28 protein-coding genes are annotated in these 25631 nt (G+C 28.7%); 19 read left to right on the top strand and 9 right to left on the bottom strand.

The features are described 5' to 3' along the window. Positions 1–50 precede the first annotated feature (50 nt). Complete coding sequence (locus QIA21_RS01550) at positions 51–791, bottom strand: hypothetical protein (protein WP_301392881.1); 741 nt, start codon at positions 789–791, stop codon at positions 51–53. A gap of 6 nt (positions 792–797) precedes the next feature. After that, positions 798–1451, bottom strand: coding sequence for a hypothetical protein (locus QIA21_RS01545; RefSeq protein WP_301392880.1), 654 nt, complete (start codon positions 1449–1451; stop codon positions 798–800). Between the two features lie 221 nt (positions 1452–1672). Between QIA21_RS01545 and infC the strand changes: the two genes are divergently transcribed. From infC to tsaB, 6 genes are all read left to right on the top strand, one after another. Further along, complete coding sequence (gene infC, locus QIA21_RS01540) at positions 1673–2233, top strand: translation initiation factor IF-3 (protein ID WP_091972830.1); 561 nt, start codon at positions 1673–1675, stop codon at positions 2231–2233. 38 nt (positions 2234–2271) lie between these two features. Beyond that, positions 2272–2472 carry a 50S ribosomal protein L35 gene (gene rpmI, locus QIA21_RS01535; RefSeq protein WP_301392879.1) on the top strand — a complete coding sequence of 67 codons (201 nt, stop codon included), beginning with the start codon at positions 2272–2274 and terminating at the stop codon, positions 2470–2472. A 20-nt stretch (positions 2473–2492) separates the two neighbouring features. Continuing rightward, a complete protein-coding gene (gene rplT, locus QIA21_RS01530) occupies positions 2493–2840 on the top strand; it encodes a 50S ribosomal protein L20 (RefSeq protein WP_301392878.1) in 348 nt (115 codons plus the stop codon). 213 nt (positions 2841–3053) lie between these two features. Further along, positions 3054–3314 (top strand): hypothetical protein, encoded by a 261-nt coding sequence (locus QIA21_RS01525; protein ID WP_091972838.1) that lies wholly within the window; start codon positions 3054–3056, stop codon positions 3312–3314. After that, positions 3311–3724 (top strand): tRNA (adenosine(37)-N6)-threonylcarbamoyltransferase complex ATPase subunit type 1 TsaE, encoded by a 414-nt coding sequence (gene tsaE / locus QIA21_RS01520; protein WP_301392877.1) that lies wholly within the window; start codon positions 3311–3313, stop codon positions 3722–3724. The genes QIA21_RS01525 and tsaE overlap by 4 nt, the downstream gene beginning before the upstream one ends. Next, a complete protein-coding gene (tsaB, locus tag QIA21_RS01515; protein WP_301392876.1) occupies positions 3717–4370 on the top strand; it encodes a tRNA (adenosine(37)-N6)-threonylcarbamoyltransferase complex dimerization subunit type 1 TsaB in 654 nt (217 codons plus the stop codon). The genes tsaE and tsaB overlap by 8 nt, the downstream gene beginning before the upstream one ends. Here the strand turns inward: tsaB and csrA are convergent. The 5 genes from csrA to QIA21_RS01490 are packed head-to-tail and all read right to left on the bottom strand — an operon-like array spanning position 4354 to position 8662. Next, positions 4354–4599, bottom strand: a complete 246-nt coding sequence (gene csrA / locus QIA21_RS01510; protein ID WP_091972847.1) for a carbon storage regulator CsrA — start codon at positions 4597–4599, stop codon at positions 4354–4356. The genes tsaB and csrA overlap by 17 nt on opposite strands. A gap of 2 nt (positions 4600–4601) precedes the next feature. Continuing rightward, on the bottom strand, positions 4602–4994 hold the full coding sequence (fliW, locus tag QIA21_RS01505; RefSeq protein ID WP_091972850.1) for a flagellar assembly protein FliW: 393 nt from the start codon (positions 4992–4994) through the stop codon (positions 4602–4604). Position 4995: 1 nt separating this feature from the next. Then, positions 4996–6270, bottom strand: a complete 1275-nt coding sequence (locus QIA21_RS01500; RefSeq protein WP_301392875.1) for a flagellar hook-associated protein 3 — start codon at positions 6268–6270, stop codon at positions 4996–4998. 2 nt (positions 6271–6272) lie between these two features. Then, positions 6273–8156, bottom strand: a complete 1884-nt coding sequence (flgK, locus tag QIA21_RS01495) for a flagellar hook-associated protein FlgK (RefSeq protein WP_301392874.1) — start codon at positions 8154–8156, stop codon at positions 6273–6275. Positions 8157–8167: 11 nt separating this feature from the next. Further along, the gene (locus tag QIA21_RS01490; protein WP_301392873.1) at positions 8168–8662 is read right to left on the bottom strand and encodes a flagellar protein FlbF; all 495 of its coding nucleotides are present in this window, start codon (positions 8660–8662) and stop codon (positions 8168–8170) included. A gap of 82 nt (positions 8663–8744) precedes the next feature. Here QIA21_RS01490 and mnmE point away from each other — a divergent pair, with 82 nt between their 5' ends. Genes mnmE through QIA21_RS01440 form a run of 10 tightly spaced genes read left to right on the top strand, consistent with a single transcriptional unit; the run spans position 8745 to position 20012 of the window. Then, complete coding sequence (mnmE, locus tag QIA21_RS01485; RefSeq protein ID WP_301392872.1) at positions 8745–10139, top strand: tRNA uridine-5-carboxymethylaminomethyl(34) synthesis GTPase MnmE; 1395 nt, start codon at positions 8745–8747, stop codon at positions 10137–10139. A 2-nt stretch (positions 10140–10141) separates the two neighbouring features. Then, positions 10142–12007, top strand: a complete 1866-nt coding sequence (mnmG, locus tag QIA21_RS01480) for a tRNA uridine-5-carboxymethylaminomethyl(34) synthesis enzyme MnmG (protein WP_301392871.1) — start codon at positions 10142–10144, stop codon at positions 12005–12007. Next, complete coding sequence (gene rsmG / locus QIA21_RS01475; RefSeq protein WP_301392870.1) at positions 12004–12630, top strand: 16S rRNA (guanine(527)-N(7))-methyltransferase RsmG; 627 nt, start codon at positions 12004–12006, stop codon at positions 12628–12630. The genes mnmG and rsmG overlap by 4 nt, the downstream gene beginning before the upstream one ends. A 56-nt stretch (positions 12631–12686) precedes the next feature. Further along, a complete protein-coding gene (locus tag QIA21_RS01470; RefSeq protein ID WP_091972871.1) occupies positions 12687–13679 on the top strand; it encodes an AAA family ATPase in 993 nt (330 codons plus the stop codon). A gap of 14 nt (positions 13680–13693) precedes the next feature. Next, on the top strand, positions 13694–14566 hold the full coding sequence (locus tag QIA21_RS01465; RefSeq protein ID WP_301392869.1) for a DUF58 domain-containing protein: 873 nt from the start codon (positions 13694–13696) through the stop codon (positions 14564–14566). Positions 14567–14572: 6 nt separating this feature from the next. Then, a complete protein-coding gene (locus QIA21_RS01460; protein ID WP_301392868.1) occupies positions 14573–15472 on the top strand; it encodes a hypothetical protein in 900 nt (299 codons plus the stop codon). Beyond that, positions 15459–16460 (top strand): vWA domain-containing protein, encoded by a 1002-nt coding sequence (locus QIA21_RS01455; RefSeq protein WP_301392867.1) that lies wholly within the window; start codon positions 15459–15461, stop codon positions 16458–16460. Before QIA21_RS01460 ends, QIA21_RS01455 begins: the two co-directional genes overlap by 14 nt. Continuing rightward, positions 16457–17443: a VWA domain-containing protein gene (locus tag QIA21_RS01450; protein WP_301392866.1), complete on the top strand. Its 987-nt coding sequence runs from the start codon at positions 16457–16459 to the stop codon at positions 17441–17443. The genes QIA21_RS01455 and QIA21_RS01450 overlap by 4 nt, the downstream gene beginning before the upstream one ends. Continuing rightward, positions 17425–18012 (top strand): tetratricopeptide repeat protein, encoded by a 588-nt coding sequence (locus tag QIA21_RS01445; protein WP_301392865.1) that lies wholly within the window; start codon positions 17425–17427, stop codon positions 18010–18012. Before QIA21_RS01450 ends, QIA21_RS01445 begins: the two co-directional genes overlap by 19 nt. Beyond that, entirely contained in the window at positions 18006–20012 is a 2007-nt protein-coding gene (locus tag QIA21_RS01440) for an SH3 domain-containing protein (RefSeq protein WP_301393362.1), read from the top strand. The genes QIA21_RS01445 and QIA21_RS01440 overlap by 7 nt, the downstream gene beginning before the upstream one ends. Positions 20013–20061: 49 nt before the next feature. Here the strand turns inward: QIA21_RS01440 and infA are convergent, their stop codons facing one another. Next, complete coding sequence (gene infA, locus QIA21_RS01435) at positions 20062–20283, bottom strand: translation initiation factor IF-1 (RefSeq protein WP_002556767.1); 222 nt, start codon at positions 20281–20283, stop codon at positions 20062–20064. Between the two features lie 166 nt (positions 20284–20449). Here infA and QIA21_RS01430 point away from each other — a divergent pair, with 166 nt between their 5' ends. Continuing rightward, complete coding sequence (locus QIA21_RS01430) at positions 20450–20827, top strand: TraR/DksA family transcriptional regulator (protein WP_091972889.1); 378 nt, start codon at positions 20450–20452, stop codon at positions 20825–20827. 10 nt (positions 20828–20837) lie between these two features. Here QIA21_RS01430 and QIA21_RS01425 read toward each other — a convergent pair whose 3' ends face one another. Beyond that, positions 20838–22007 (bottom strand): OmpA family protein, encoded by a 1170-nt coding sequence (locus tag QIA21_RS01425; RefSeq protein WP_301392864.1) that lies wholly within the window; start codon positions 22005–22007, stop codon positions 20838–20840. A gap of 140 nt (positions 22008–22147) precedes the next feature. Here QIA21_RS01425 and malQ point away from each other — a divergent pair, with 140 nt between their 5' ends. Both malQ and QIA21_RS01415 read left to right on the top strand, forming a co-directional pair. Continuing rightward, on the top strand, positions 22148–23668 hold the full coding sequence (malQ, locus tag QIA21_RS01420) for a 4-alpha-glucanotransferase (protein ID WP_301392863.1): 1521 nt from the start codon (positions 22148–22150) through the stop codon (positions 23666–23668). A 118-nt stretch (positions 23669–23786) separates the two neighbouring features. Then, positions 23787–25631, top strand: a complete 1845-nt coding sequence (locus QIA21_RS01415; RefSeq protein WP_301392862.1) for a putative glycoside hydrolase — start codon at positions 23787–23789, stop codon at positions 25629–25631.

Here is a 25631-nt window from a genome sequence, read left to right as displayed (position 1 = left end):
TGTAACTATTTGTTTGCATGTTTTATTATTAGTTGCAAATTTAATCATTTTTATTGTTTATAAATGTTAAATTCATATTGAAAATTGTTTTCAACGTCTTTTACTATTTCCATCAAATCATTTTCTTTAAGAGTAATTACATATTTTAGCTTAATAATTTTTAAATCTTTTCTTGTATTGCCAATTAATACAAATCTTATATTTTTGAAAAAAGGTGAATTTGATATTCTTTTTAAAATAGTATTGTTATCTCTTAAAGACAACAATACTATTGTTGTTATTTTAGGAGTAATAAATGTTTGCATGTAGGATATGTTTTTTTCGTTTATTAGGGTAATAATAACATTTTTTTCTTTCCCTTTTTTTTCCAAGTATTCAAGGTCTTCGTTATTTAAAGAGTTGTCTCTAAACAGTAATGCTTTTTGAAAGTCTATTGATTTTCCGTTAAGCAGAAAATCAATAGACTTTGCTAGAGAAAATTTTATTTTTGGTAGATGAAAAATTTTTTCTTTTAGGATTTCGCTATTTAGGATTTCGTTATTTGATTTATGGGTTAATAGTATTTTTTTTGTTGTTTTAAGCTTGTCTTTTGCAATTTCTAAGTTTTTGTCATTTATAAACAGTATTTTGTTTTTTATAAATGGGGTTTTTTGAATTTCAAAAAAATATTCAGTTACATCCGAGAAAATTATTGCATAATCAAATTGCTTTTCAATAATGGAAGATTTTTCGCATCCTTGTGTTAAAACTACTAAAAGAGCTATTATAGCAAGTATTTTAGGGTTAGACATTTTATTTTATTTCCCAGTATACTTATTATTAATTGCTATAATTATTAAAATTAATGAAAATATTATTAACGCATAAATGCCCATATTGGTTAGAATTAATGTTTTTAAGGTTGCAATAAATAATTCTAAAAATAGAATAGGTAAAAAAATAATTTTGTATTCTTTTACCGAGTATTTTTGGCATTTTTTAATTTTCTTTTCAAATATTATTGCTGAAAATATTAACTCTATTGCATTAAGTATTGGCAATTGAATATATTCATAGAGTCCAAAAATTTTGCTATTTAGGATTATTATTTCTAGGTTTTTAGAAAAAATTAGTCCAAATGCGAAATATATCAGAATTGTTAAATTTTTTTTAAATGAAGAATTTTCATTTAAAGTGAAAAAAAATATAAATATTAGTAGTGGGAATATATAGTAGTATAAATGTTCTTTGATAAATATTGAAATTCCTAGACTTATTGGTGATGTGTAATTTAATTCAAATGATCTGTATAAAATAAATTCTTGAGTCAGATAAAGAAAAGAAAAGATTGTTATTGCAAAAAATATTGCTAAGCTATGGGCTTGGGTATTTTTTGTTTTATTTTGTCTTAACTGAGTATTTATATATATTTTTAATATTAATGGTAGACTCGTTAATAAAAACAAACTCATTACAAGTACAATTCTACTTTTAAACGTTTTTTAAATCAATCTATTTGGATAGATTGATTGGCTAAAAATTCGTGTGATTTGTATATTTATTTTTCATTAATGTTGTTGATTTTATTACTTTTGGCAAACATTCTTCTTAAGAATTTACTTTTTAGTTAATGTATATTAAAATTAAGTATCAATGTTGATTATTAATTGCTTTAGGAGTATATATTTTTTAGATGATAAATAGAAATGCCAATAGAGATAGGGATAGATCTAGATCAAATGACAAGGAATTGAAAATTAATTACAGAATTAAGGCTCATGAGGTAAGAGTTATTTTTGAAGATGGAACACAAGAGGTTTTATCGATTGAAGATGCTATTAAAAAGGCAAAAGAAGCTGGACTTGATTTGGTTGAGGTTTCTCCTAATGTGTCTCCCCCGGTTTGTAAGATTATTGATTATGGGAAGTATAAATTCCATCAAGAAAAGCGTCAAAAAGAGCAAAAAAAGAATCAAAAGGTAATTAAGCTTAAGGAAGTCAGAATGCAACCCAAGATAGATGCCCATGATCTTGATTTTAAATCAAAAAACATTTTAAGTTTTCTCAAAGATGGCAATAAGGTTAAAGTTACAATAAGATTTAGAGGTCGTGAGCTTGCTCATACATATTTAGGATATGGTATTTTAGATAGTATTCTTGAAAAAGTAGGGGATGTGAATTATGTTTTGGAATCTGCGGCTAAAATGGAAGGCAAGACAATGTTTTTGATTGTAGCTCCTAAGTTCAAAAAATAAGTATTAAATTAAATAAGTATTAAATTAAAGGGGATAAAATGGCAAGTAAAATGAAAACACGCAAAAGTGCAAAAAAAAGGTATTTTTTTACTGTAAATGGTAAAGTTAAGTATAAAAAACAAAATTTAAGGCATATTTTAACAAAAAAATCTTCTAAGCGTAAGAGAAATTTAAGGAAATTGGGAAATCTTTCTTGTTTTGAAGTTAAAAGAATTAAAACTTTATTACCTTATGGTTAAAATAATTTTAGGAGATAAATATGGCTAGGGCTAAAAATGGCACAGTTCACGTTGCAAGGCGTAAGCGAATTTTAAAAAAGACAAAAGGGTTTTGGGGTACTAAAAAGAGTAACTATAAAAAAGCTAAAGATACCTTGAGAAAGGGTATGATGTATGCCACAAGAGATAGAAAGGCCAGAAAAAGAGACTTTAGACGCTTATGGATTTCAAGAATTTCGGCTGCTTTGACTGATACTGGAGTTAGTTATTCAAGATTTATTGAGGGTTTATTGAAGTCTAATATAAAAATTAATAGAAAAATTTTGTCTAATTTAGCAATTGAAGACGCTGAAGCTTTTAAAAAGATTGTTTTAGAAATAAGAAAATGAAAAATCAAAACTCCTGGGAGGTTTAATTTTAAGAATTAGAGTTATTTTTTTGCGACATCTCATTAAATTTAGGAATTTGAAGATTTTTAGTCAATGATAGCTAGAAGCAATTCAGAGGTTAAGAATAAAAATTCCGCCTTGAAAAATAGCGCTAAATAAAAGTATTCTTATGTTGGCTTTTTGGGAGTTTAATTTATTTTAAGGATTATTATTGTGCAGCTTATTTCTCTTAATAATATTGAAAAACAAGAGAGCTTTATTTACTATAGAAATGTATATTTTGCTGATGCTATTTATAAGTATAATGACACCTTAGAAATTAAAAAAGTAAAGTTTGTAATTGAGGCTACGCCTTTAGGAGAAAAGCATATCACTATTGATTTTGTAGATCTTTTGAATTATCCCGTTTTAAAGTTAATGGTTGCCATTAAAAGACGTGTAATTGATTTGGAGTTTAAAGGTAAGCTCCCTTGACTTTAGAATTCAAATCAGAAAAAGAAATGATAAATTTTTCCAAATCTTTTTTTCATCCTTTGCCAATTGGTAAGATATTTGCTTTAAGCGGTGATATGGGATCTGGAAAAACTAGTTTTTTGAAAGGACTTGCCTTAAATCTTGGAATTTCTTATTTTTCAAGTCCAACTTACAACATTGTTAATGTTTATGATTTTATAGATTTTAAGCTTTATCATATTGATTTATATCGGGTGTTTTCTTTGGAAGAATTTGAACTTATTGGGGGATTGGAAATGCTTGTGGATCTTGACTCAATTATTGCTATTGAATGGCCCCAAATTGTTTTGAGTATTGTTCCAAAAGGCAGATTATTTTCTTTAGCTTTCAAAATAGCCGGTTCAGGCAGGGTTGTAGAATTTAATGATTAATGCACTTGCATTTGAGTATTCATATAAAGCATTAATAGTTTATTGTAGAATTAATAATAAGAATTTTTCATTAGTTGAATTTAAATCAAATTTTAATTTTAGTATTGCAAAAATTTTCAATGATTTTATTATTAAAAATAACATTGATCTTAATCAAATTAAATTAATTGTAAATTCTTGTGGACCCGGTTCTTTTACCGGCCTTAGAATTAGTTTAGGTTTTGTTAAAGGCCTTGCTTTGGGTCTTTCTATCCCTTTTGTCAATATTTCTACATTTGATGTTTTTGCAAATTTAGTTAAAAACAATTCCAGTGTAATTGTATTAACTTTTACTGCTGGCAAATATTTTCTTGGACATTATAAAAATTGTAAATTGATAGGGAAGATTTTGTGTTTTTCTAAGGAAGATTTGCTTGAATATCTAAATCAGATTGATCCAAATTCAGTGCTTATTGGAAACAATCTTGAGAATGTTTGCAGTGAATTTAATTGTAAATTTAAAATCATTGAAAATTTAAGCTCGTTTGGAAAAGTTTTAACAGAACTTGGGATAGCTAAATATTTAAAAAATCGCAAAAGTGATGATATTTTATCTGGACCTCTTTACATAAGGCAAAGTGATGCAGAGATTAATTTTCGTTCTTAAAATAATGATTAAATAGATTTTTAATTTTGCCTATATTGTGTTTGTCTTTTAATATTGATTTTTTATTTTCTTCTATAATAAACTCATAAATTTCAGATCTAAATATTTTAATGTTTTCAGGAGCCTTAATTGCTATTTTAACAGTATCCTTTTTTATCTCTAATATTAAAACTTCAATATTAGAGTTTATTTTAATACTTTCATTTACTTTTCTTGACAATACTAGCATCTTTATTCCTTGAAAACTTTATGGTGTAGTGAGTATTTTTCATTTGTGCATATAGCTTGTTTTCCGAGTAATTTTTTTTTGTTTATTATGATTGGTGCTTTTAGGTTAGCCGTAATGTCCTTATAATCATTGACATGCATATTAATTATACATAGAATGACTTTTTCATCTTCTGTTTTTACTTTAATGTCTGACCAATCTTTTTCCTGGATATTTGGTAAGTATTCGCTTAGGAAATTAAAAGGAGATGTCACTAAAAAACTTACGTCTTTATTGATGGATTGCATAATAGAAAAAGGCTTATATTTAGAGTCTTTTATTATAAATTTTTTAATGTTTTCAAATCCAAGTATCCCTTCAAGGAAATCAAACTCTATGCTTTTATCATTTGTCATTCTATTTTATAAAATCTAACAAAGTTGTTTGCATTATTTTAGCAGAGATTCCTAAAGATACTTGATAAGCCAAGCTTGCCATATTTAAATTAGTTATTGCCTTTGTTACGTCAAGATCGGTGTATTGGACCATATCTTCTTTCATGTCTGCAGCCTCTTTACTTATTCTTTCATAGCTTCTATCAAGTTTATTTTCTTTTGCTCCAAGATCTGCAACCGATATAAGTAATCTTTTTAAGCTTTCATCAATTTCTGCCAAACTTCTGCTTCCAACTAGCTCTTCTTTATTATTGTAGAGTGTATCTCTAAGCTCAATAAGTGCATCGAAAATAGATCTGCTTCTAACTTCTGTATTGCTAGAAAGGTTGTAAGGAGGTAGTTTAGTATCATTGTTCTTAGTAAGTATTCCAAGTGTTTGTAAAACATTGGATTCTTTTGCTTCTGTTATCCAAATTTGGTGCGGAGTTGTAGTTTTAATAGACAATGAGTTTAAAATGGGGTCAATGCTTGCTTCAACGGGAGCTGAAGATTCGTTTATTTTTGCAACAATGTCAAGAGCAGTATCCCCTGTTGTTAGACCTATTTCAACATTGTCAATATAAATTTTTGTATTTTCTTTTACAGTAAACCCATTAGTGTTTGTTGACGAGATGATATTTTGGTTTTGTGAGAAAAATATTTTATTTCCAGGATAATTATTTGAGATATGCACTCCATTGTATACTTCTGTTTCTTTTTCAGCTTGGTTGCCGCTGTATTCTACTTTGATTATTTGGGGCCCCTCACCGTCTTTGCTTATTTTGCTTATTTTGTTTTCTCTAGTCACTCTAAATGCCTCACTATCAATTTTGGTCCCCGAGAATATACTGTATCCGTCAGGTCCTTTAGCGTTTGCTATTGCAACAGCATCTTCGAGTAAAGCATTTACTTCTTTTGATATCATTTTTTTGTCATCTGCTTCGTAAGTTCCGCTTGCTCCTTGAATGGCAATTTCTTTAGCCCGTGTTAAAATATTTGTAAGGGATTGTAAGTATCCTTCTGCATATCGTAAGTTGCCCTTAGAAGTGCCAATATTTTTCATATATACATTCAGCTTAAATATGTTGTTATCTAGCCTTATTGCGTGATTAACGCCTGTGGGATCGTTTCTTAGTTTTATAATTCTTTTGCCGCCTTTGTATAAGTTTTCTAAAAGTTTTGTAATTTTAGACTCTTGCTCTGCTGCAGAGGTTTTTAAATTTTCATATGTTAATGGATGGCTTACTCTATTTATCATGCTTATACTCCCATTTTATTTATTATTGTGTCTATTAGTTCAGCAGAAACAGTGATGAATTTACTTGCCGCAATAAAGGCTTGTTGAAATTCGATCATGTTTGCAAGTTCCTCATCTTTATTTACTCCAGAAATAGACATTCTTAGATCTGTCAAATCTTTTAATATTTGAGATTGGCTTTCTTTTGTGATTTCTGATATTTGTCCTTTTATTGCGATATTTGATGCTGTATTTGCAAAATAATCGTTTAGTGTTAAGTTTTTGCCAATCATAATTTGAGAATTTCCGAAAGAGGATATTCTTAGTGCTGCTTGGTTATTCCCAATAGATATTTCATTTGTTGGATTTTTGATTCCTGCTGCTATTTTTGAAGGATCTAAGTCTATCATGTCTTCAACTTTTATCCATGCTGCAGGGTTTCTTAGAGGTGAAATTGAATAAGCGGACTTGGGTGTTAATCTGTCTGTTGTGTCAATATTTTTGTAATCATAAGCTCCCTCAGGTCCAGATGCATTTAATATTCCTGTATATTTTGTTAGAAATAATCCAGAATCCTCTATATGTTTAATTCTAAATGTTATGTTCTCATTTTCATTTTCTTTAATTGCTTTGATTTCAAGTTTACCTTCTGAGTTGATTCTTGCTGTAATTTGTGCATTTGAATTGTTTATTCTATTTATTACATCTTGAACTGTATCTGGAGCATTGTAAGGTATTTCTATAATCTCGTTGCTATTTGTAGCTTCAAATTTAAGAGTTCCGTAAAATCCCAATTTCTCTTCTGGAAATATTTCGTTTGTGCTATTAATTTTGAAAATATGAACGGAATCAAATTGGCCATTTCCATCAGTGTCATATCGACCGCGATCATCAGTTAGTTTTAGTTCTTGAGAAAAAAAGCTTCTTCCGCTTTTTTTGTCCATCCCATGCCCCGCTTCATGTATTTCGTTAACAATCTCTACAATGTTGACAGCTATATTATTTAGTTCATTGATTTCATTTTTAATCTCTTCATCCCTTATGTCAAGCAAAGAGCCCAGCTTACCTGTTTTAAGGTAAACTTTGTCATTATTTGTCCATAAAATATCCCATTTGGTTCTAGTAGGTCCGTTTGTAGCTTCTAGTTTAAATTCATTGGCAATTGAACCTTGTACAAGGTGTCTTCCTTCTGAGTGAATTAAAAATTCATTTGGATCCTGTTTGTTTTCAATTGATACACTTATTAAATTGCCCAATTTTTCAACCATCAAATCTCTTGCATCCATTAAGTCATTTGGATTGTCTTTCATTGCTTGAGATTTCGAAATTTGTTTATTAAGATTTGCAATATTTTTAATGTAATTGTTTGCCTCATCTGTTGTAATTTTTATTTCATCGTTTGCCATTATGTAAATTCTTTCAAGCGAATGAAATCTGCTTCTTATTGCTTCGCAAAAAGATTTACCCCTTTCTAGAATTATCTTTCTTTCTGCCAAACCTTGTGGTTGATTTGCTAGATCGTGCCAACTTTCCCAAAAATCATTTAGTCTTTTTCTTATTGATTGATCCTCAGGTTCATTATAAACATCTTCTAACATTGATATAAACTTGTCTTGCGAAGTCCAGTATCCTAGTCGGTGTGATTCTTCAATGATCCTTGTATTGAGTAGTTCATCTTTTATTCTGTCTATAGATTGAACCATGATTCCCTGACCCAATTGTCCTTGCTTTTTAGCTCTGTTTAGCTGTGTAACATAAAGAGGAATTTCGGTTTTCATTGTTACTCTTTGCCTTGAATATCCAGGCTTTGTAGCATTGGATAAATTGTGCCCAACTGTATTCATAGCATCTTTATGTGCAAATAGACTTCTTTTGCCAATTTCTATTCCTGAGAATGTTGAATCCACTCCAAACTCCTTTAAAGTTTTTTATTTATTAAAATGGAAGCTTCGTTTAAGCATCCATTTTGTGGCCCGTAAGGGTTTTTGTAAGTTACATTTTCCACACTTTCTTGGATATCTTGAAATATTATTGCCAAGGTGTCAAGGGATGTGTTTACATAGTTTTGTATTATGAAGTTTAAATTTTTAATATTTAGTATTCCAATTTTCAATTTGTGTAGATATTCGTATATTTCTTTTTTGTAAATTGTAGTCAATTTTTCTACAGCTTCGTAAGTTGACCCAAAGTTTTTACCTTTGGTAAATTTTTTCCAAATTTGGTCTCTTCTGCTTTCAATTTCTTTAAAATTTTCAAGTGATATTTTTGTTTTGTTTACAATCTCTTTAAGTCCTATTTCATTTTTATTGTCGACATTCTCTTTTATTTTTAAGTATGATCTATATATTTCTTCTACTAAGAGGAGTTCTTTTTTTAAAACATCTCTTAGTTCAATTTCAAGTTTTGTTTCCATTTTTATAAAATTAATTATAAGTCATTATAAATATATTTACAAATCAACTTTGTCTTTTTGTTGTGTTATAATATGTTAGAGTATGAGTAAGCTTTTTGAAAGAGATGATGATATTGTAGCTCTTGCAACCCCTTTTTTAAGTAGTGCTTTATGTGTGATTCGTAGTAGCGGTGATTCTTCTATTTCTAAATTTTCTAAAATCTTTTCAAATCATTTAGCTCTTAATTCAGCATCTGGTAATACGATTCATTATGGTTATATATTAGATAATGATAATAACTGTAAAGTAGATGAAGTTGTTGTGTGTTTGTATCGAGCGCCAAAGAGCTTTACAGGGCAAGATGCCATTGAAGTTATAGCTCATGGTTCTATGATTGGAATTAAAAAGATTATAGATTTGTTTTTAAAAAGTGGGTTTAGGATGGCTGAGCCTGGTGAATTTACTTTGCGTTCATTTCTTGCTAAAAAAATTGATCTTACAAAGGCAGAAGCAATTAATGAGATTATCTTTGCCAAGACCAATAAAACTTATTCTCTTGCAGTTAATAAACTTTCTGGAGCTTTATTTGTTAAAATAGATACAATAAAAAAATATATTTTGAATTTTCTCTCTGCTGTTAGTGTTTATCTTGATTACGAGGTTGATGATCATGAGATTAACATTCCTTTTGATTTGCTTTTAAATAGCAAGGCTGAGCTTAAAAAGTTAATTAATTCTTATAAGGTTTATGAAAAAATTGATCATGGTGTTGCTTTAGTTTTAGCAGGTTCTGTTAATGCTGGAAAGTCTTCGTTATTTAATTTGTTTCTCAAAAAAGATAGATCAATCGTATCTTCGCATCCCGGTACTACAAGAGATTATATTGAAGCAAGTTTTGAGCTTGATGGTATTTTATTTAATCTTTTTGATACAGCAGGTCTTAGAGATGCTGATAATTTTGTTGAGAGATTAGGAATCGAGAAAAGCAATTCTTTAATAAAGGAGGCATCTTTAGTAATTTATTTGATCGATGTTAGTTCAAATTTAACAAGAGATGATTTTTTATTTATTGATTCAAACAAATCTAATAGTAAAATATTGTTCGTTTTAAATAAGATAGATTTAAAGATAAATAAATCTACTGAGGAATTTGTTCTTTCAAATGTATTAAATTCTTCCAATTTAATAATGATTAGTACTAAAAATTTAGAAGGAATAGATATTCTTTATGACAAAATAAAGACATTGGTTTCTTATGAAAGAGTAGAGGTTGGATTTGATGATATAATAATATCATCAAGACGTCAGGTTCAACTTTTAGAGAAAGCTTATGATTTGATTTTGGATTTATTGAGTAAAATTGATCGTCAACTAAGTTATGATATGCTAGCATTTGATGCTTATGAGATTATTAACTGCTTAGGTGAAATAACCGGAGAAGTTAGTAGTGAAGATGTTCTTGACAATATGTTTAAGAATTTCTGTTTGGGGAAATGAATATGGGTTTTGATGCAATTGTTATTGGAGGAGGGCATGCGGGGATTGAAGCTGCGCTTGCTCTTTCAAGGTTGAATTTTAAAACTTTAATGATTACTCAAAATTTAGATACAATCGGTAAGCTCTCTTGCAATCCCGCTATTGGTGGACTTGCTAAGGGCAATATGGTTAGAGAAATTGATGCTCTTGGTGGTGAAATGGGCCGTATTATTGACTTTAGCATGATTCAGTTTAGAGTTTTAAACAAAAGTCGTGGCCCTGCAGTTCAAGCTCCACGTGCTCAGGCTGATAAATTAATGTACCAAACCAAGGCTAAAGAAACTTTAGAGCGTCAAGACAATCTTGATCTTTTTCAAGATACAGTTGTTGACTTTCTTCTTAATTCTATGAGAAATGAAATTGAAGGTGTTGTTACAGAGAGAGGTAATAAGTTTAAAGCAAGTGTTGTCGTTCTTACAACGGGGACGTTTCTTCGAGGTAAAATATTTATTGGTGAGTATAGAGCTAATATGGGCAGGCTTGCTGAATTTTCTGCTTATGGGCTTGATAAAACTTTGCTTGACCTTGGATTTGAAATGGGTAGGCTTAAAACGGGCACTCCAGCAAGAATTCATAAAAAAAGTGTAGACTTTTCAAAGACCGAGGTTCAATTTGGAGATTCAGATATCATTCCCTTTTCTTTTTCAAATAGCAAATTAGATAAATCTCAGCTTTCATGTTATGTGACTTATACCAATAGAAGAACTCATGAAATAATTAGTAAAAATATGCACCTGTCACCCCTTTATTCTGGTGAGATTGTTGGCAATGGTCCAAGATATTGTCCTTCTATTGAGGATAAAATAGTAAAATTTAAAGATAAAGATAGGCATCAAATTTTTATTGAGCCTGAAGGTTTTAATACAGAAGAAATGTATCTTAATGGTCTTAGCTCTTCTTTGCCTGAAAATATTCAGCAAAAGTTGATTAACAGCATTGAAGGCCTTGAGCATGCTGTTATTACAAGGCCTGGTTATGCTGTTGAGTATGATTATATAAATCCGATTGAACTCTATCCAAATCTTGAGAGCAAAAGAGTTAAAGGACTTTTTATAGCAGGTCAGACCAATGGCTCTTCAGGATACGAAGAGGCAGCAGCTCAAGGGTTAATGGCTGGGATTAATGCTGCTCTTAGACTTCAAAATAAAAAGCCAATGATTTTAACAAGAACTAGTTCTTATATTGGAGTTCTTATTGATGATCTTGTTACTAAAGGTACCAAAGAGCCTTACAGAATGTTTACTTCTAGGGCTGAGCATAGACTTAATTTAAGGCATGACACTAGTGATAAGCGTTTGATTAAGATTGGATATGATCTTGGTCTTGTTGATGAGGAGAGATATTTAAGATATCTTTTTAAGAAAAAGAGAGTTGAAGAGATAAAGGAGCTTTTAAAGCAAAGGCGTCTTAGCTTAAAAGATGTTGCTGATGAACAATTAAAAAAGCATGTTAGTAAGGATTTTTATCATATTTTAAAAGATCCTTCTGTTAGTTTAAATACTCTAATAAAGATAGATCCAAGTTTAAGTGATTCAAAAATAATTTTAGAGCAAGTTGAATTAGATGTTAAATATGAAGGTTATATTAATAGACAAAAAGATTTAATTAAAAAGCTTCATAATCTAGAACTTGTCAAGCTCCCATTTGATTTTAATTATGAGATTATTGAAGGCCTTTCAAGAGAAGCTAGAGAGAAATTTTCCAAGGTTCAACCAGCTACTCTTGCTCAAGCAAGTCGAATTCCTGGAATAAGAAATACGGATATTACTGTTTTGTTTATATATTTTTCAAATCCTAAAAATAAGGTAGTTTTAAATTTTTCTTTATGATAAGTGATATTGAGCTTGCTTTGTCAGAACATAATTTTCAGTTTACTTACAAAGATCTTAAGAAAATAAATTTATATATAAATAGAATTTTGCTTTTAAATACCAGATTTAATTTAATTTCAAATAGTAATAGCAATTTCAATTCTATTCTTAATTTACACGTCATAGATTCTCTTTTGGGCTTGCCTACTATTAAAGAGATTAATCCTTCTGAAATTATTGATGTTGGAAGTGGTGCTGGATTTCCAGGTATTATTTTAGCTATTTTTGACGCTTCTAGAAAGTATTATCTTTTGGAAAGAAGTAAAAAAAAGTCTATTTTTTTGAAAATGATAAAATTAGAACTTGATTTAGAAAATGTAAAAATTTTAGAATATGAGGTTGAAAGGGAAAAAAAGAAGTATGAATTTATTACAATTCGAGCTTTTAGAAGTATGAATGAATATGCGTTAGTTTTAAAGAATCTTTTAAAGAATGGAGGGTTGATTATGGCATATAAGGGTAGATTTGATAGAATTAATCTTGAAGTCAATCAAATTAAAGATTTATTTAGTAAAATAGAAATAAAGGCTTTAAATTCAAAATTAAGCGTAGACAGAAATTTGGTTTTGTTTTACAAATAATATTATTATCGCTTAGGTTCAATTTATATTTTAGAGTTATTTTGACTAGGAGCATTATGAAGAGTAGTTTTCAGATAGATTCAGAAGTGGAGAATGCATTGCATTTGATAAATAAGTTTAGAAGAGAGGTTGCAAGCAGAGTTCTTGGTCAAAAAGAAATGATCGATGCTATTTTAATGGGACTTTTAACAGAGGGGCATGTTTTGCTTGAAGGGGTTCCAGGTCTTGCTAAGACCCTTGCAATTCAAACTGTATCTGATGTTCTTGATCTTGAATTTAAGCGCATACAGTTTACCCCAGATCTTTTGCCGTCCGATCTTACGGGTAATATGGTTTATAAAAGTGCTACAGGGACTTTTAAAGTTAGAAAAGGGCCAGTATTCTCAAATGTTATTTTAGCAGATGAAATCAATAGGGCTCCTGCAAAAGTTCAGTCTGCTCTTCTTGAAGCTATGGGAGAAAGGCAGGTAACTCTTGGAGACGAAACCCATAGGCTTCCAGATCCGTTTTTTGTACTTGCTACTCAAAATCCAATAGAACAAGAAGGGACTTATAATTTGCCAGAATCTCAACTTGATAGATTTTTATTAAAAGTTAATGTCCATTATCCATCAGTGCAGGACGAAGTAAAGCTTTTGAAAATATTTTCAGTGGATGGACGTCTTGAAAATATTAAAGTTGCAAAGGTGATGAATGCTTATTCCTTGGCGGATATTAAAAGAACGGTTGGTAGGGTAAAAGTTGATGACAAAATAATGCTTTATATTGTTACTTTAATCTCGGCATCTCGTGAGAGAGATAAGAAAACTTATCCTTTTGCCAAATATATTGAATTTGGTGCATCTCCTAGAGCTTCTCTTAGTTTATTAAAGTGTGCCCGTGTTAATGCTCTTTATGAGGGACGAATATTTGTTCTCCCAGAAGATGTCAAAGCTGTGGCTTGTAATGTGTTAAGGCATAGAATTACGCCATCTTACGAGGCAGAGGTAGAGGAAATGAGCATCGATGATATTATCAGGATGCTTCTTTCTGCTGTAGCGCTTCCTTAGGAAATAATTTTTAAATGATACAAGATAGCGAGATAAGTAATAGTACTAAAACTAGAATAAAGGCTTTAAAGTTCTTTTCAAGGAAAATGCTTTCAGAGCTTAATTTTGGTGGTTATCGTTCAATTTTTAAAGGACTTGGTCTTGAATTTCATGAATTTAGGCCTTATGAGGATTCTGATGATGCTAGATTTATTGATTGGAATGTAAGCTCAAAAACCGATAGCATTTTTTCAAAGATTTTCAAAGAAGATAGGGGAATGAATCTTCATCTTCTTGTCGATAATTCACTTTCCATGAGTTTGGGAGACAAGATAAATAAAAAAGATATTCAAGATTTATTGGTTTCTATTTTTGCGCATATGGCATTTTTTAACAATGATAAAATAGGAGTTACCTTTTTTTCAAGTGGAACAGACAAGTTTATACCCTCTAGCAAAGGTCATTCACACTTAGGATTGATATTGAGTGAAACGATCAATAGAAATCTTAAGCCGGGTAGCAGCTTAGCTTATATTTTTAAAAATACTGCAGAATATTATAAAAAAAGATCTTTGGTTATAATTATTTCTGATTTTAAGGCAAATGCTTATTTTAAATCTTTAAATGTTTTAAGCAGGAGACATAACGTTGTTGCTATAAGAATTTCAGATTTTTTTGATGAAAATTTTCCTAAAATTGGAACTTTGATTTGCGAAGATATTGAAACTGGAGAAAATTTTCTAGTTTCAGGATTTAGCAAGTTGACATTAAGTGGCTATAAAAACTATTGGACGCTTGATAAAATAAAGTGGAAAAAAGAGTGTATTAAAAAAAATATTAGTTTTATTGAGATTGATACTAAAGAAGATGTTTTTAAAAAACTTAAAATTCTTCTTAAAAAAGGATAATAGATCTTGAAGAGAATTATTTCAAATCTTTTTCTTTTTTCAACCTTATTTTTACATTCTTATGAAATAAAGAATGAAATATTTATGCCAACTCGTTATTATGTAGGTGATTCTGTTGATTTTAAAGTTTCATTAGTTTTAAATGATGGTGAAGAGTTTTTTCCTGTAGACTTTGAAGAGATTAGAGATGAATTTGTTGAAGTGAATTCGATTAGCTTTAATGAAGTAACAAATGAAATAATAGTTAATTTTGTTTCTTTTTATATTGGAAGCAGCTCTCTTCCTTCTATTTATATTGGGGATGTAGTTAGTAATGGTAAGAAAAATAAGGTTGTTTTAGAGAATATAAAAATTAATACAGATAAGCTAGTATCTAGTAATTCTGATTTTAAAATTAAAAATATAGAAGGTGTTTTATTTATTCCTGGAACAAGTACTTATTTGTTTTTATTTATTCTTGTTTTGTTTTTGATTCCTTATTTGATTATTAAGCTTTTAAAGCTTTTAAATCGACTTTTAATTTACTTGATAGTTAGACATGGACTTAGAAAACCTTATAAAGTATTGCAAAGACAGTTTGTTATTTTGTCTAAATACGTTAAAGAGGATGGGAATCAAAGTACATTTTATAATTTAATAAATTCTTCTTTAAGAGTTTATTTATCTAAAAAAACAGGTTTCGATTTTAATGCGATTACTACAACAGAAATTTCCATAATTTTGCAAGATCTTAAGGTTCCTTACGAGATTCGTTCAACTTTTATTAATACGTTAAGGCTTTCTGATTTTAGTAAATTTAGTGGTGTTGATTTAGTATTTGATAGCTTGGCGTTTGTTTTAGATGATTTAAAAACCGCAGCATCTAATTTTGAAGAATTTAATAGAGGTGCTAATGTTAACTTTTAATGAGCCCCTATATTTATTTTTATTGGTAATTTTTCCTTTAATAATTTATTTTAATCATTTTTTTAAAAATAGAGGGGGCAAGATAAAGTTTCCAATATCGCTTTATGGTGATTTCAACTCTTTAAAGCTTAAAGATTATAGATTGAATTTGATGTATTTTTTTACTTATTCTTTTTTATATCTAGCTGCAATGGTTATGGTGTTTGCTTTAGCGGGTCCTTCGATTTCAAAAAAGAAGATGATACATCTTAGTGCTGGCGCTGACATTGTTATTGTTCTTGACATATCTCCTAGTATGGGCGCTGTTGAGTTTTCTTCTAAGAATAGACTCGAGTTTTCAAAAGAGTTGATTAGACGTTTTATTTCTCAACGTGAAAATGATAATATTGGCTTAGTAGCTTTTGCAAGAGATGCTTCAATAGTAGTGCCTATAACAACAGATAGAGATTTTTTTAATAAAAAGTTAGATGATATTTATATTATGGATCTTGGCAATGGGTCTGCTTTAGGATTAGGTATTTCTATTGCATTGTCTCATTTAAAGTATTCTGAAGCTATTAAAAGATCAATAGTGGTTTTAACAGATGGAGTTGTTAATTCAGATGAGATTTATAAAGATCAAGTGATTAACCTTGCTCAAGGTTTAAATGTTAAGATTTATTCTATTGGTATTGGAAGTTCTGAGGAATTTAATGTTGAGTTTAAGTTGAGATCTGGAAAGTTTTATCAAGGAAGTCTGAAAGAGGTTTATGATCCTAGTATGCTTTTTGAGATTTCAAATAAAACAGGAGGGCTTTTTTATTCGGTTAATGATGATTTTTCTTTTCAATTTGCAATTCAAGATTTTTCAAAAAAGGAAAATTTGGAGAGAAAAATTAAAATAGCTGTGGACAATAAAGATATTTATAAAGAATTTCTAGTTTCATCGTTTTGCTTATTGCTTATTTATTTTATTTTTTCAAAGATTTTCTTAAAAGAGATACTATGAATATAAATAATTATAGTGCTTTATACTTTTTTTTAATTTTAATGTGGATTTTTTTTGTTTGCGTGCTTGATTTTAAACGAAATATTCCGTTTTTCAAAACCTTAAGCTTTATGTATGGAAACAATTCATATATTCAAAATTATTACATTAAAAAAGTTCTCATGACAATGTTTTTTATTTTTAGCTTGATTTTTTTAATTTTATCCATCTCGGATATTTCTTGGGGACAAAAAGCTGTTGAAGATGACAGAGGTAAATTGAGAATTTCTTTTATTTTCGATATTTCTCGTAGCATGTTAAGTGTGGATGAAGGTAAAATTATTAATAGGCTTGAGAGTGCTAAAAATATAATTAGTTTAATTTTAAGCAATTTTGAGAATGCAGAATATTCTCTTACTATTTTTAAAGGCAAGTCTATATTGGTTTTACCTTTTTCTAAGGATAAAAACAGTTTAAACAAGATGTTAAATTACATAAAGCCCGATTTAATAAGCTCTCCTGGGAGTTTTTTAGGAGATGCTGTTTTTAATGTAATCTCTAATTTAGAGGATGATTCTTATTATAATTTTTTAGTTATTTTAACGGATGGTGATGATTGGGGAGAGAGTAATTACTATAGGTTTTCTAAATTTGTAAATAACTTAAAGTTAGAAAGTTTTGTGGTGGGGATTGGAGGAAGTAATCCTATTTTATTTGATCAAAACTTAAGTATTAAAGATAAAAATGGGAATCTTGTTAAAAATGTTATAAATGAAGAAAATTTACTTCTTCTTGCCTCTTCTCTTAAAGGTTCATATTATAACTTGTATTTAAAAGGGATCAACTTTGTTGTTGATGATATAAGAAATGGTATAATAAGAAGAACTTCAAATGATATTATACTTGTTGATGTATCAAGGTATAAAATTTTTTTGGTTGTTTCGTTGTTGTTTATTTTTATGTATTTATTTGTCAGGATGATAAAGTGGGACGAAACTTTTTAGTAGTTTTATATGCTTGTTTTTTGTGTTTAAGTTTTTGGTCTTGTTCAAATGTTAAGTCTATGTCATTAATGGCTATTGGTAATTATGAATATGTTAGAGGAAATTATCAAAATGCAATTTCAAATTATTACAATCTTGTAGAGGATAAAAAATATTCTGCTTGGGGATATTACAATCTTGGAATTGTATACTATTCTTTAGGTGAGTATGAAAGTTCTCTTAGAATATTCTCTTATGCAAAGAAAACCGATGATATTTTTTTAAATTTTAACGTCAATTATAACGAGGGGATAATATACTACAATCAAGGGCTTTATCATAAAGCTGAGATGGCTTTTAAGGAGGCTTTAAAAATTAATCCCGGTAGTTATAATGCTAAATATAATCTTGAACTTGCAATAATAAAAAAACGAACAGCGCGTGATAGTTTAAATTCTTTAAGTGTGGAAAAAAGTAAAAATTTTGTTGAAAGTAATGAAAATTTTTTAAGATATATCGAAAATCTTGAGAGGGTTGTATGGTTGAGAAAAATAGACGAGAGTTTAGTTGTTTCAAAAGAAGATTGGTAATATTTTTTATTTATTTTTTTTCAATCGCAAAACTTTATTCGCTTACGGGTATTGATTTTGTTAAAAATATTAAAGTTTTAAGGGGTGAGAAATTTACTCAGGTTGTAATGCTTAACAATCCTTTGCAAGATATTGATATAAGTTTGATAAAAGTTGAAATAAATAAAGAAGTTCAATCTAATTCTAATGTTTTATCAATATCTAAAACAACTGATAATAATAGCTTTTCTTTTGTTGAGATTAAAGTTGAATATCTTTTTGAGAGTCTAGGATTTATTAAGATTCCCCCATTAAAAGTAATTTATAAAGGTGATTTCTATTTATCTTCAGAGGTTGAAGTTAGCGTGCTAAGAGCTGATGAAATAAATTCTTTTGGTTTGCCAGTTGATCTATATTGGGATCTTGATAAAAGAGAAGTTTATGAATATCAAAGCATTGGGCTTGTTTTGCGTTCAAATTGGCTTTCAGATGGTAATTCTAATGAAATGTCTGGATTTTTACCTGCCATTAAGGATGCAATGATTGAAAAGATGCCTATATTCGGGGATATAAAATATAGAACTTTTCATAATAAAGAAATTTTAGATGTACCTTTTTATAACTTTGTATTAACTCCTCTTAAAGGCTCAAAAAATGTTTTGATTCCCAGTTTTCCTTTTAATATTGATTCCGGTCTTGTTAGGGAAACCCCTGAACTTTTATTGAAAGTTAAACCGATTCCTAAAGAGGTTAAATCTTTAGCAGTGGGAACTTTTAGAATTGATTATGAAACCCCGACTTATTCGGCAATTGATCAAGATATGTTTACTATTTTAATAAAAATTACAGGTCAAGGAAATTTTCCACATTTTTACTTTCCAGAGATTGAAACTTATAATTCTAAAATTCTTAATAAAAAGAAAAATTATAATTTTAAGCCTTCTAAGGATGGGTACAAGGGCAGCATTTCTCAAATTTATACAGTTAAGCCTGGCACTAAAGGTAGTGTATTTTTGAATATTGGTGATTTTAATTATTTAAATCCTGATAATGGAACAGTTTATACTCTTAAAGGAAAAAAATTGAAGTACGAATATTCAGGAGAGTTTAATGGAATAAGCAAGGTACAAAGCAATTTGGATGATGATTTTAAACTTTTGTCTTACACTGATATTTTGAATTACAAAAATAAAACTTTTTTATTTTTTGTTCCATACTATTATTTACTTTTGATTCCAGGATTTTTATTATCTTTAGCTATTTTAATTAACTATAAAAAATTTTTTGCAGCATCGAGTTTTGGACTGATCATTTTAATATTGGCTGCCGGCATTAGTTTAAATGCTGTAAATGATGGTTTATTGTCAGAAAAAAATATAAATGATTTGATTGAAAACTATAATACTAAAAATTATAATGCTGCACTTATTAAGATTGACAATATTCTTAAAAAATATCCAAATTATTCAGGACTTTGGTTAAATAGAGCTCTTGTTTTAAGTAAAATGGATAGAGATTTTGATGCTATTTATTCAGCCTATAAGGCATTTTTGGCTTCTCCAAATAATGAAGTCCCCTATAAGGTTATTGATTTGATTGAATCTAAGAACGGAGTTACAGACAGTATTCGCAATAATAGTTTTATCTTTTCTAATATTTTTTTTATTATTAGCTTATTTTTGATAAATTTTTTAGTTGTATCTATTTCTTATAGATTTTTGGCAAAAAATTTAAAAAAAATAGTTATTTTTTTACTTTTTTCTGCAGTTTGTTTTACCATATTTGAAACATATTATTTTTATTCTGATCAACAATCTGAGGTAGGAATAATTAAAGGTGATTTAGTCTCTCTTTATAAAGTTCCTGACAACTTTTCAAGGAGTTGGAGATTTTTAAAAGGAAATGCTAGTGTTTATATTCTTGATAGTAAAGATGATTTTGTTCTTATTGAAACAAGTTATGGACTTCAAGGTTGGATTCACAAGAATTTTATTGTATCCTTAAAAGATGATTTGATTTAAAAAATAAACATTTTTCAGTATTTGAAAAATGTTTTAAAATGGCTTAGTTTTATTTTTCCCTGTATACTATTCTACCTTTTGTAAGATCATAAGGAGATAGTTCAACTTTTACTTTATCACCAGGGACTATTTTTATGAAATGTTTTCGCATCTTGCCAGATAGATGAGCAAGCACAATGTGCTTGTTTTTAAGTTCTACTCTAAACATGGTATTTGGAAGGGATTCTTTTACAATTCCTTCAGTTTCAATAGCTTCTTCTTTAATATTCAAGACAACCTCCGCATTTTTTCTCTAATAGGATAAATTTTACATGATTAAACATATCATTTCAATTGTCCTTTTTAGGAATAAAAGCATTATTGTTTGTTTACATTATAAGAAATTGTGTATATAATTACACGGAGTTTTTTAAAAATGTAATTTATAGGGAGGTATCATGCAAAAAGCTAGTTCTGAGCATGAGTTTATTGAAGAGATAAAAAAATTTCTTTCAGCTGAAAAAAGAGAGATATTGGATTCTATTAAGTCTGTGGAAAATAGCAAAAAGGAAATCATTAATAATGATATGTATCCAAAGGATGTCGTTGATATTGCTTTTGACAATATGGATGGGAATAATCTTGAAGCGTTAGGTTTTGTTGAAAAGAGAAAGTTGAATTTAATAAATCAAGCTCTTTATAGAATTTCTCAAAATTCTTATGGTAAGTGTTTGGCTTGTGAAAAAGAGATTGCTAGAGAGAGACTTTTAGCAATTCCTTATGCTTTTTTATGTATTAGTTGTCAGACAAAAAAAGAAAAAAAGAATAAAAGATGATGCATCTAGATTAGTTATTTAATATTGTAATTTCTACTCGTCTATTTTTAGCCTTTAATGGGGATGATTTAGGATATTTTGATTTTTGAGATCCCCATCCTTTAAATAGTATTTGGTCTTTGTTTTTTGCTTTCATTTTTATCAAATAATTTCCAATTGCATGAGCTCTTTTTTCAGAGAGCTCATGCATCTCTTTTTCTAATCCAAATTCTTCAGTATGTCCTTCTATTAGAATGTTATTTTTTTTGAATTTTTCAAGAAGTTTAGCTATAAGGTCAAGTTTTTTATATTCTTTTTGTAGTATTTGGAATGAGTCAGGATAAAATTCAATATCAAAGCTTAAACAAATGCCTTTATCATTTTTTTCAACGCCAATAGCTTTTATTTTTTTTTCTTGGATATAATTTTCAACTTCAGTTTCAATGAAATTATCATTTGGAAGTTCAATTGAAACTATTCTGCCAAGAGAGTTTCCAATCATTTTAAAATGTTGATTGTTGTTTTGCTTTATTTCAAATATATATTCATCGTTGTATTTATAAGTATTTCCAATTTCATTGTCAAAATAAATTTTTTGGTTTACTTTTTGATAAAAAGAGATGTTTTTTATATTGTATTGTGACTCATAATTCGAAAGAATTATGTGGTAATGTTTTCCATTGTGCTCTTCTTTGCCTTTATATTCGTAGTTAACATTAAATTTTACAATAAAATCTTTTATGCTTTTGTCTATTTTTGAAGCTTCTATATATTCTTCTGCAGGATATGTCCATTTGTCATTTATTTTGATAGGTGTTTTTGGAAATCTTGGAATGCCTCTAACAGAAGGTCTTTTTTGATTTATTCCTATTATATATTCCCCTTGCTTATTTACGCTGAAGGTTTCTTCAAATTCTTCATTTAATAGGTAAGGTTCATTAATATTTTCTCTTTTTAAGATTCTAAAAAAAGCTTTAATGTTTGCGAATTTTTCTTTTGTGTCTTTTATTTCACTTGAAATTTGAATATTGGTTGTAGAGCTTGAATTATAATGATCGTTAAAATATATTTTTTGATTATCTATACCTTCTAATCTAAATTTTGCACCTTTAATGTATTTGAATTCAAAGATTTCAGAAGACAAAGCCAAGCTTTGAACTAAAAATAATAGCAACAATAGTATGGTTGCTTTGGTATCCATTAATAGATTTTATCATAAAAGTATTTAATTTTTAAATTTTTCTTAAAATTGCTATTTAACATTTTGTTCTGATCTAATATTTATTATAATTTATAACACAGTGGGTAATTGTTTAAATTGTTAATTAATAGGGGTTTTATATGAAATATGAAAAAATAAGAATTAATTTAAATTTAAAAAGAAAAAGCGGTATATCGCTTAACATAAGTTCTTTGCCATCTAAATATGGCATTGGAGATTTGGGCAAAGGGGCTTATAAATTTATAGATTTTTTGTTTGCATCTTCGCAAAGTTATTGGCAAATGTTTGCTTATTCTCCTATTGATTTTACAAGATCTCCTCCTTATTCAATTTTTTCCGCTTTTGCTGGTAATGTTTATTATATTGATTTAGAAGCTCTTGGCAAATTTATAGATTCGGATTTGAGCCTTTTAAAGGAAAATGAAACCAGGTATTTTGATTTAAAAAAATTAAGTTTAAAAGATAAATTTCTCAAAGAAGCTGCTTTAAATTTTATTAATAGAGCTTCAGTTGATGAGGTTAGAAGCTTTGAAAAGTTTAAAAAAAAGTCTTCTTATTGGCTTTTAGATTTTGCAAGTTTTGTTGCTTTTAAAGAATATTTTTTTAAAGAATCAAAGGACGCTTTTAATGTTCTTTTTGATAGAGGAATTCTTAAAAGAAATGAAAAAGACTTATTTAAATTGAGAAATATTCTCTCAAAAGAGATCAAAGTGCAAGAGGTGTTGCAGTATTTCTTTTTTTCACAGTTTCAAGCTTTAAAGCGCTATGCGAACGATAAGGGAATTGAGCTGGTTATAAGCGTGCCCCTTTTTGTGGCATATGATTCTGCTGATGTTTGGGCACATCAAAAATATTTTAAGTTGAGATTTGATGCAAGCAAGGATAAAGTTGCAGGAATTTCTCCAGATTATTTTTTAGAGCAAGAGCAAGCTTGGGATAGTCCAGCTTATAGTTGGAATGTTTTAAAGAAAGTTAAGTATGAATGGTGGGCAAAAAGGATCGAGGTTTTAAGAAAGTATATAGATGTGATTAAAATTAATCATTTCAGAGGTTTTGTTTCTACTTGGGAAGTTAGTGCCAGTGAGGCTTATGCATTTAATGGGCTTTGGGTAAAGTCGCCAGGACGAGATTTTTTTAATTTTATTTTAAATGAAATTAAAGATTTAAAAATTTGGGTTGAAGATTTTGGAAATGATCTTGAAGATGTTTCAAGGCTAAGAGATTTTTTTAATTTTCCAGGAATGAGAATAATGAGTCTTGCTTTTGATTTTGATTCGGACAATCAGAATCTTCCCCATAATTATATTAAAAATTGTATAGTTTACACAGGAATTAACGATAATGATACAATACGAGAATTTGTTGACTCTTTAGACGATTTGCATAAAAAGTACATTTTTGATTATTTAAATACAAATGAAGATTTTGTTGTTTGGGACATAATAAGAAGTGCTATGGGCAGTGTTTCTAATAATGTAATAGTATCAATGCAAGATTATATTAATTTGGGAAATGAATTTAAGGCAAATATTCCAAAAAATACTTCAGATAATTGGATTTTTAGATTATTAGAAAGTGATTTGGATCCCATTTTGAGTAAAAATATAAGTTTTATTACAAGACTTTATGGCAGAGCTTAATCTTTTTAAGATTATATTTGCTGCAATATTTAAATATTTTTGAATTAAATTGAGATTCAATCGTCAAATCAAAATCATTGTTATTTAATATTTTTTGATTTGTAAGTATCATGTATTAATGTATATGAAAATTTTTGTCTATTGGATAGTTATTTTCTTTTTTTTTGTTTTTAAAGTTTTTAGTATATATTCAATAACCGATGAAGAATTTTTAAAAAAATATAGTTTATTTTTTATCCATAAAGGATTTTTGAGTAAAAATATTAATGGGAAAATAACTAAAGTTCAGGTTAATGGGATAGATTCTAGGTGGGTTTACCCTTTTTGTAAGCTTGCTCCCAGTCGAATTACTTCTATTTATGAAGATGTTTATTCTTCAAGTTCATTTTTGACTACAAGCAATAATCTTTATGTTTCTTATGATTATTCAAAAAATTTTAGAAAATTAGTGGAAATTAGCAAATTTAACAATAATGCGTATATCACATCGAGTGCCTTTTCTCAAGGAGAGTATAAGCGTATTGCCATTGGAACTGCGTTTCATGGGATTTATCTTAGTGTTAATGGAGCTGTTAGCTTTAAAAATTTAAATCGTTTAATTCCTCAGATTTATCTAGGTGCGGGGTATTACGACATTATTAGTGCTGTTGAATTTTCAAAAGAAGAGACAAATAATTTATATTTTTCTTCTGGAGTTTATGGGGATATTTTTTTAATTAATCAAAAAAGTGGGTTTATTAAAAAAATTTCTTTTCCTTTTAAGAAGCAAATAATACGTATTTTAGATTTATCTAGCAAGAATGTAGAAAAAATTTTAGTTAGAACATATGATAATCATTTTTATTCTTATTTTAATGGGCAATGGGTATTTATTGGAAAATCATCTTTGCAAGATCAGGATTTTGTTGAAAAGTCACAAAGGATGGGGCTTGCTAAAGATAAAGGATCTATTTATTTAACAGCATATACATTGCGTAATAACAGGGCAGTTGATGAAAGATTTAAATTTATTAAAGATTCAGGTATGAATGCTGTTGTGATTGACTTTAAAGATGATAATGGCAATTTAACTTATTCTAGTAAGCTTTCTTTGCCCAATAAGTTAGGAGCCGTTAGAAACTTGATTGATATTTCTTATATTCTTAAAAAAGCTAGAGAACTTGGAATTTATGTTATTGCTAGATGTGTTGTATTTAAAGATGCAAAATTGTATTATTATAATGATTTTAAGCATGCTCTTTGGAATAAAAGGACCAATAAGCCTTGGGCTCATTTTATTAAAAAAATTGATTCTAATGGTCTTGTAAAATATGTGCAAGCAGAGCATTGGGTAGATATTTTTTCTCCTGCTACTTGGGAATATAATATTTCCATTGCAAAAGAAATACAATCTTTTGGAGTTGACGAGATACAATTTGATTATATTAGATTTCCGTCAGATGGTCCTGTATCTTTTGCAACTTCAAGAATGAATAAGTATGAGATGCGACCTGTTGATGCTCTTGAATCTTTTTTGATTATGGCAAGAGAACAGCTCTATATTCCTATTTCTGTTGATATTTATGGGTACAACGGTTGGTTTCTTACTAATAGTATTGGTCAAAATATTGCAATGTTGTCAGATTATGTTGATGTTATATCTCCTATGTTTTATCCTTCACACTATACTAATGATTTTTTGCCAAGCAATTCTTATTATACAAAAAGAGCTTATAAGATTTATAAAGAGGGTTGCGATAGAGCACTTATGTTTTCTTTAGATAGGGTTGTCATTAGGCCTTATGTTCAAGCTTTTTTGTTAGGAAAAGAAAGGTTTGTGGATGACGAGATTTATTTTAAGTATTTGAAGTTTCAGCTTAAAGGGGTTAAAGAGTCATTTGGTAGTGGCTTTAGTCTTTGGAACGCATCTAATGTTTATTATATGATTAAAGGTAGTTTGAAAGAATATTTAGATTCTTTTTAA

This window comes from Borreliella japonica, from assembly GCF_030438115.2.
Taxonomy (GTDB): Bacteria; Spirochaetota; Spirochaetia; order Borreliales; family Borreliaceae; genus Borreliella; species Borreliella japonica.
The sequence above is the reverse complement of the archived record's forward strand: the minus strand, read 5'-3'. Positions and strand labels throughout refer to the sequence as shown.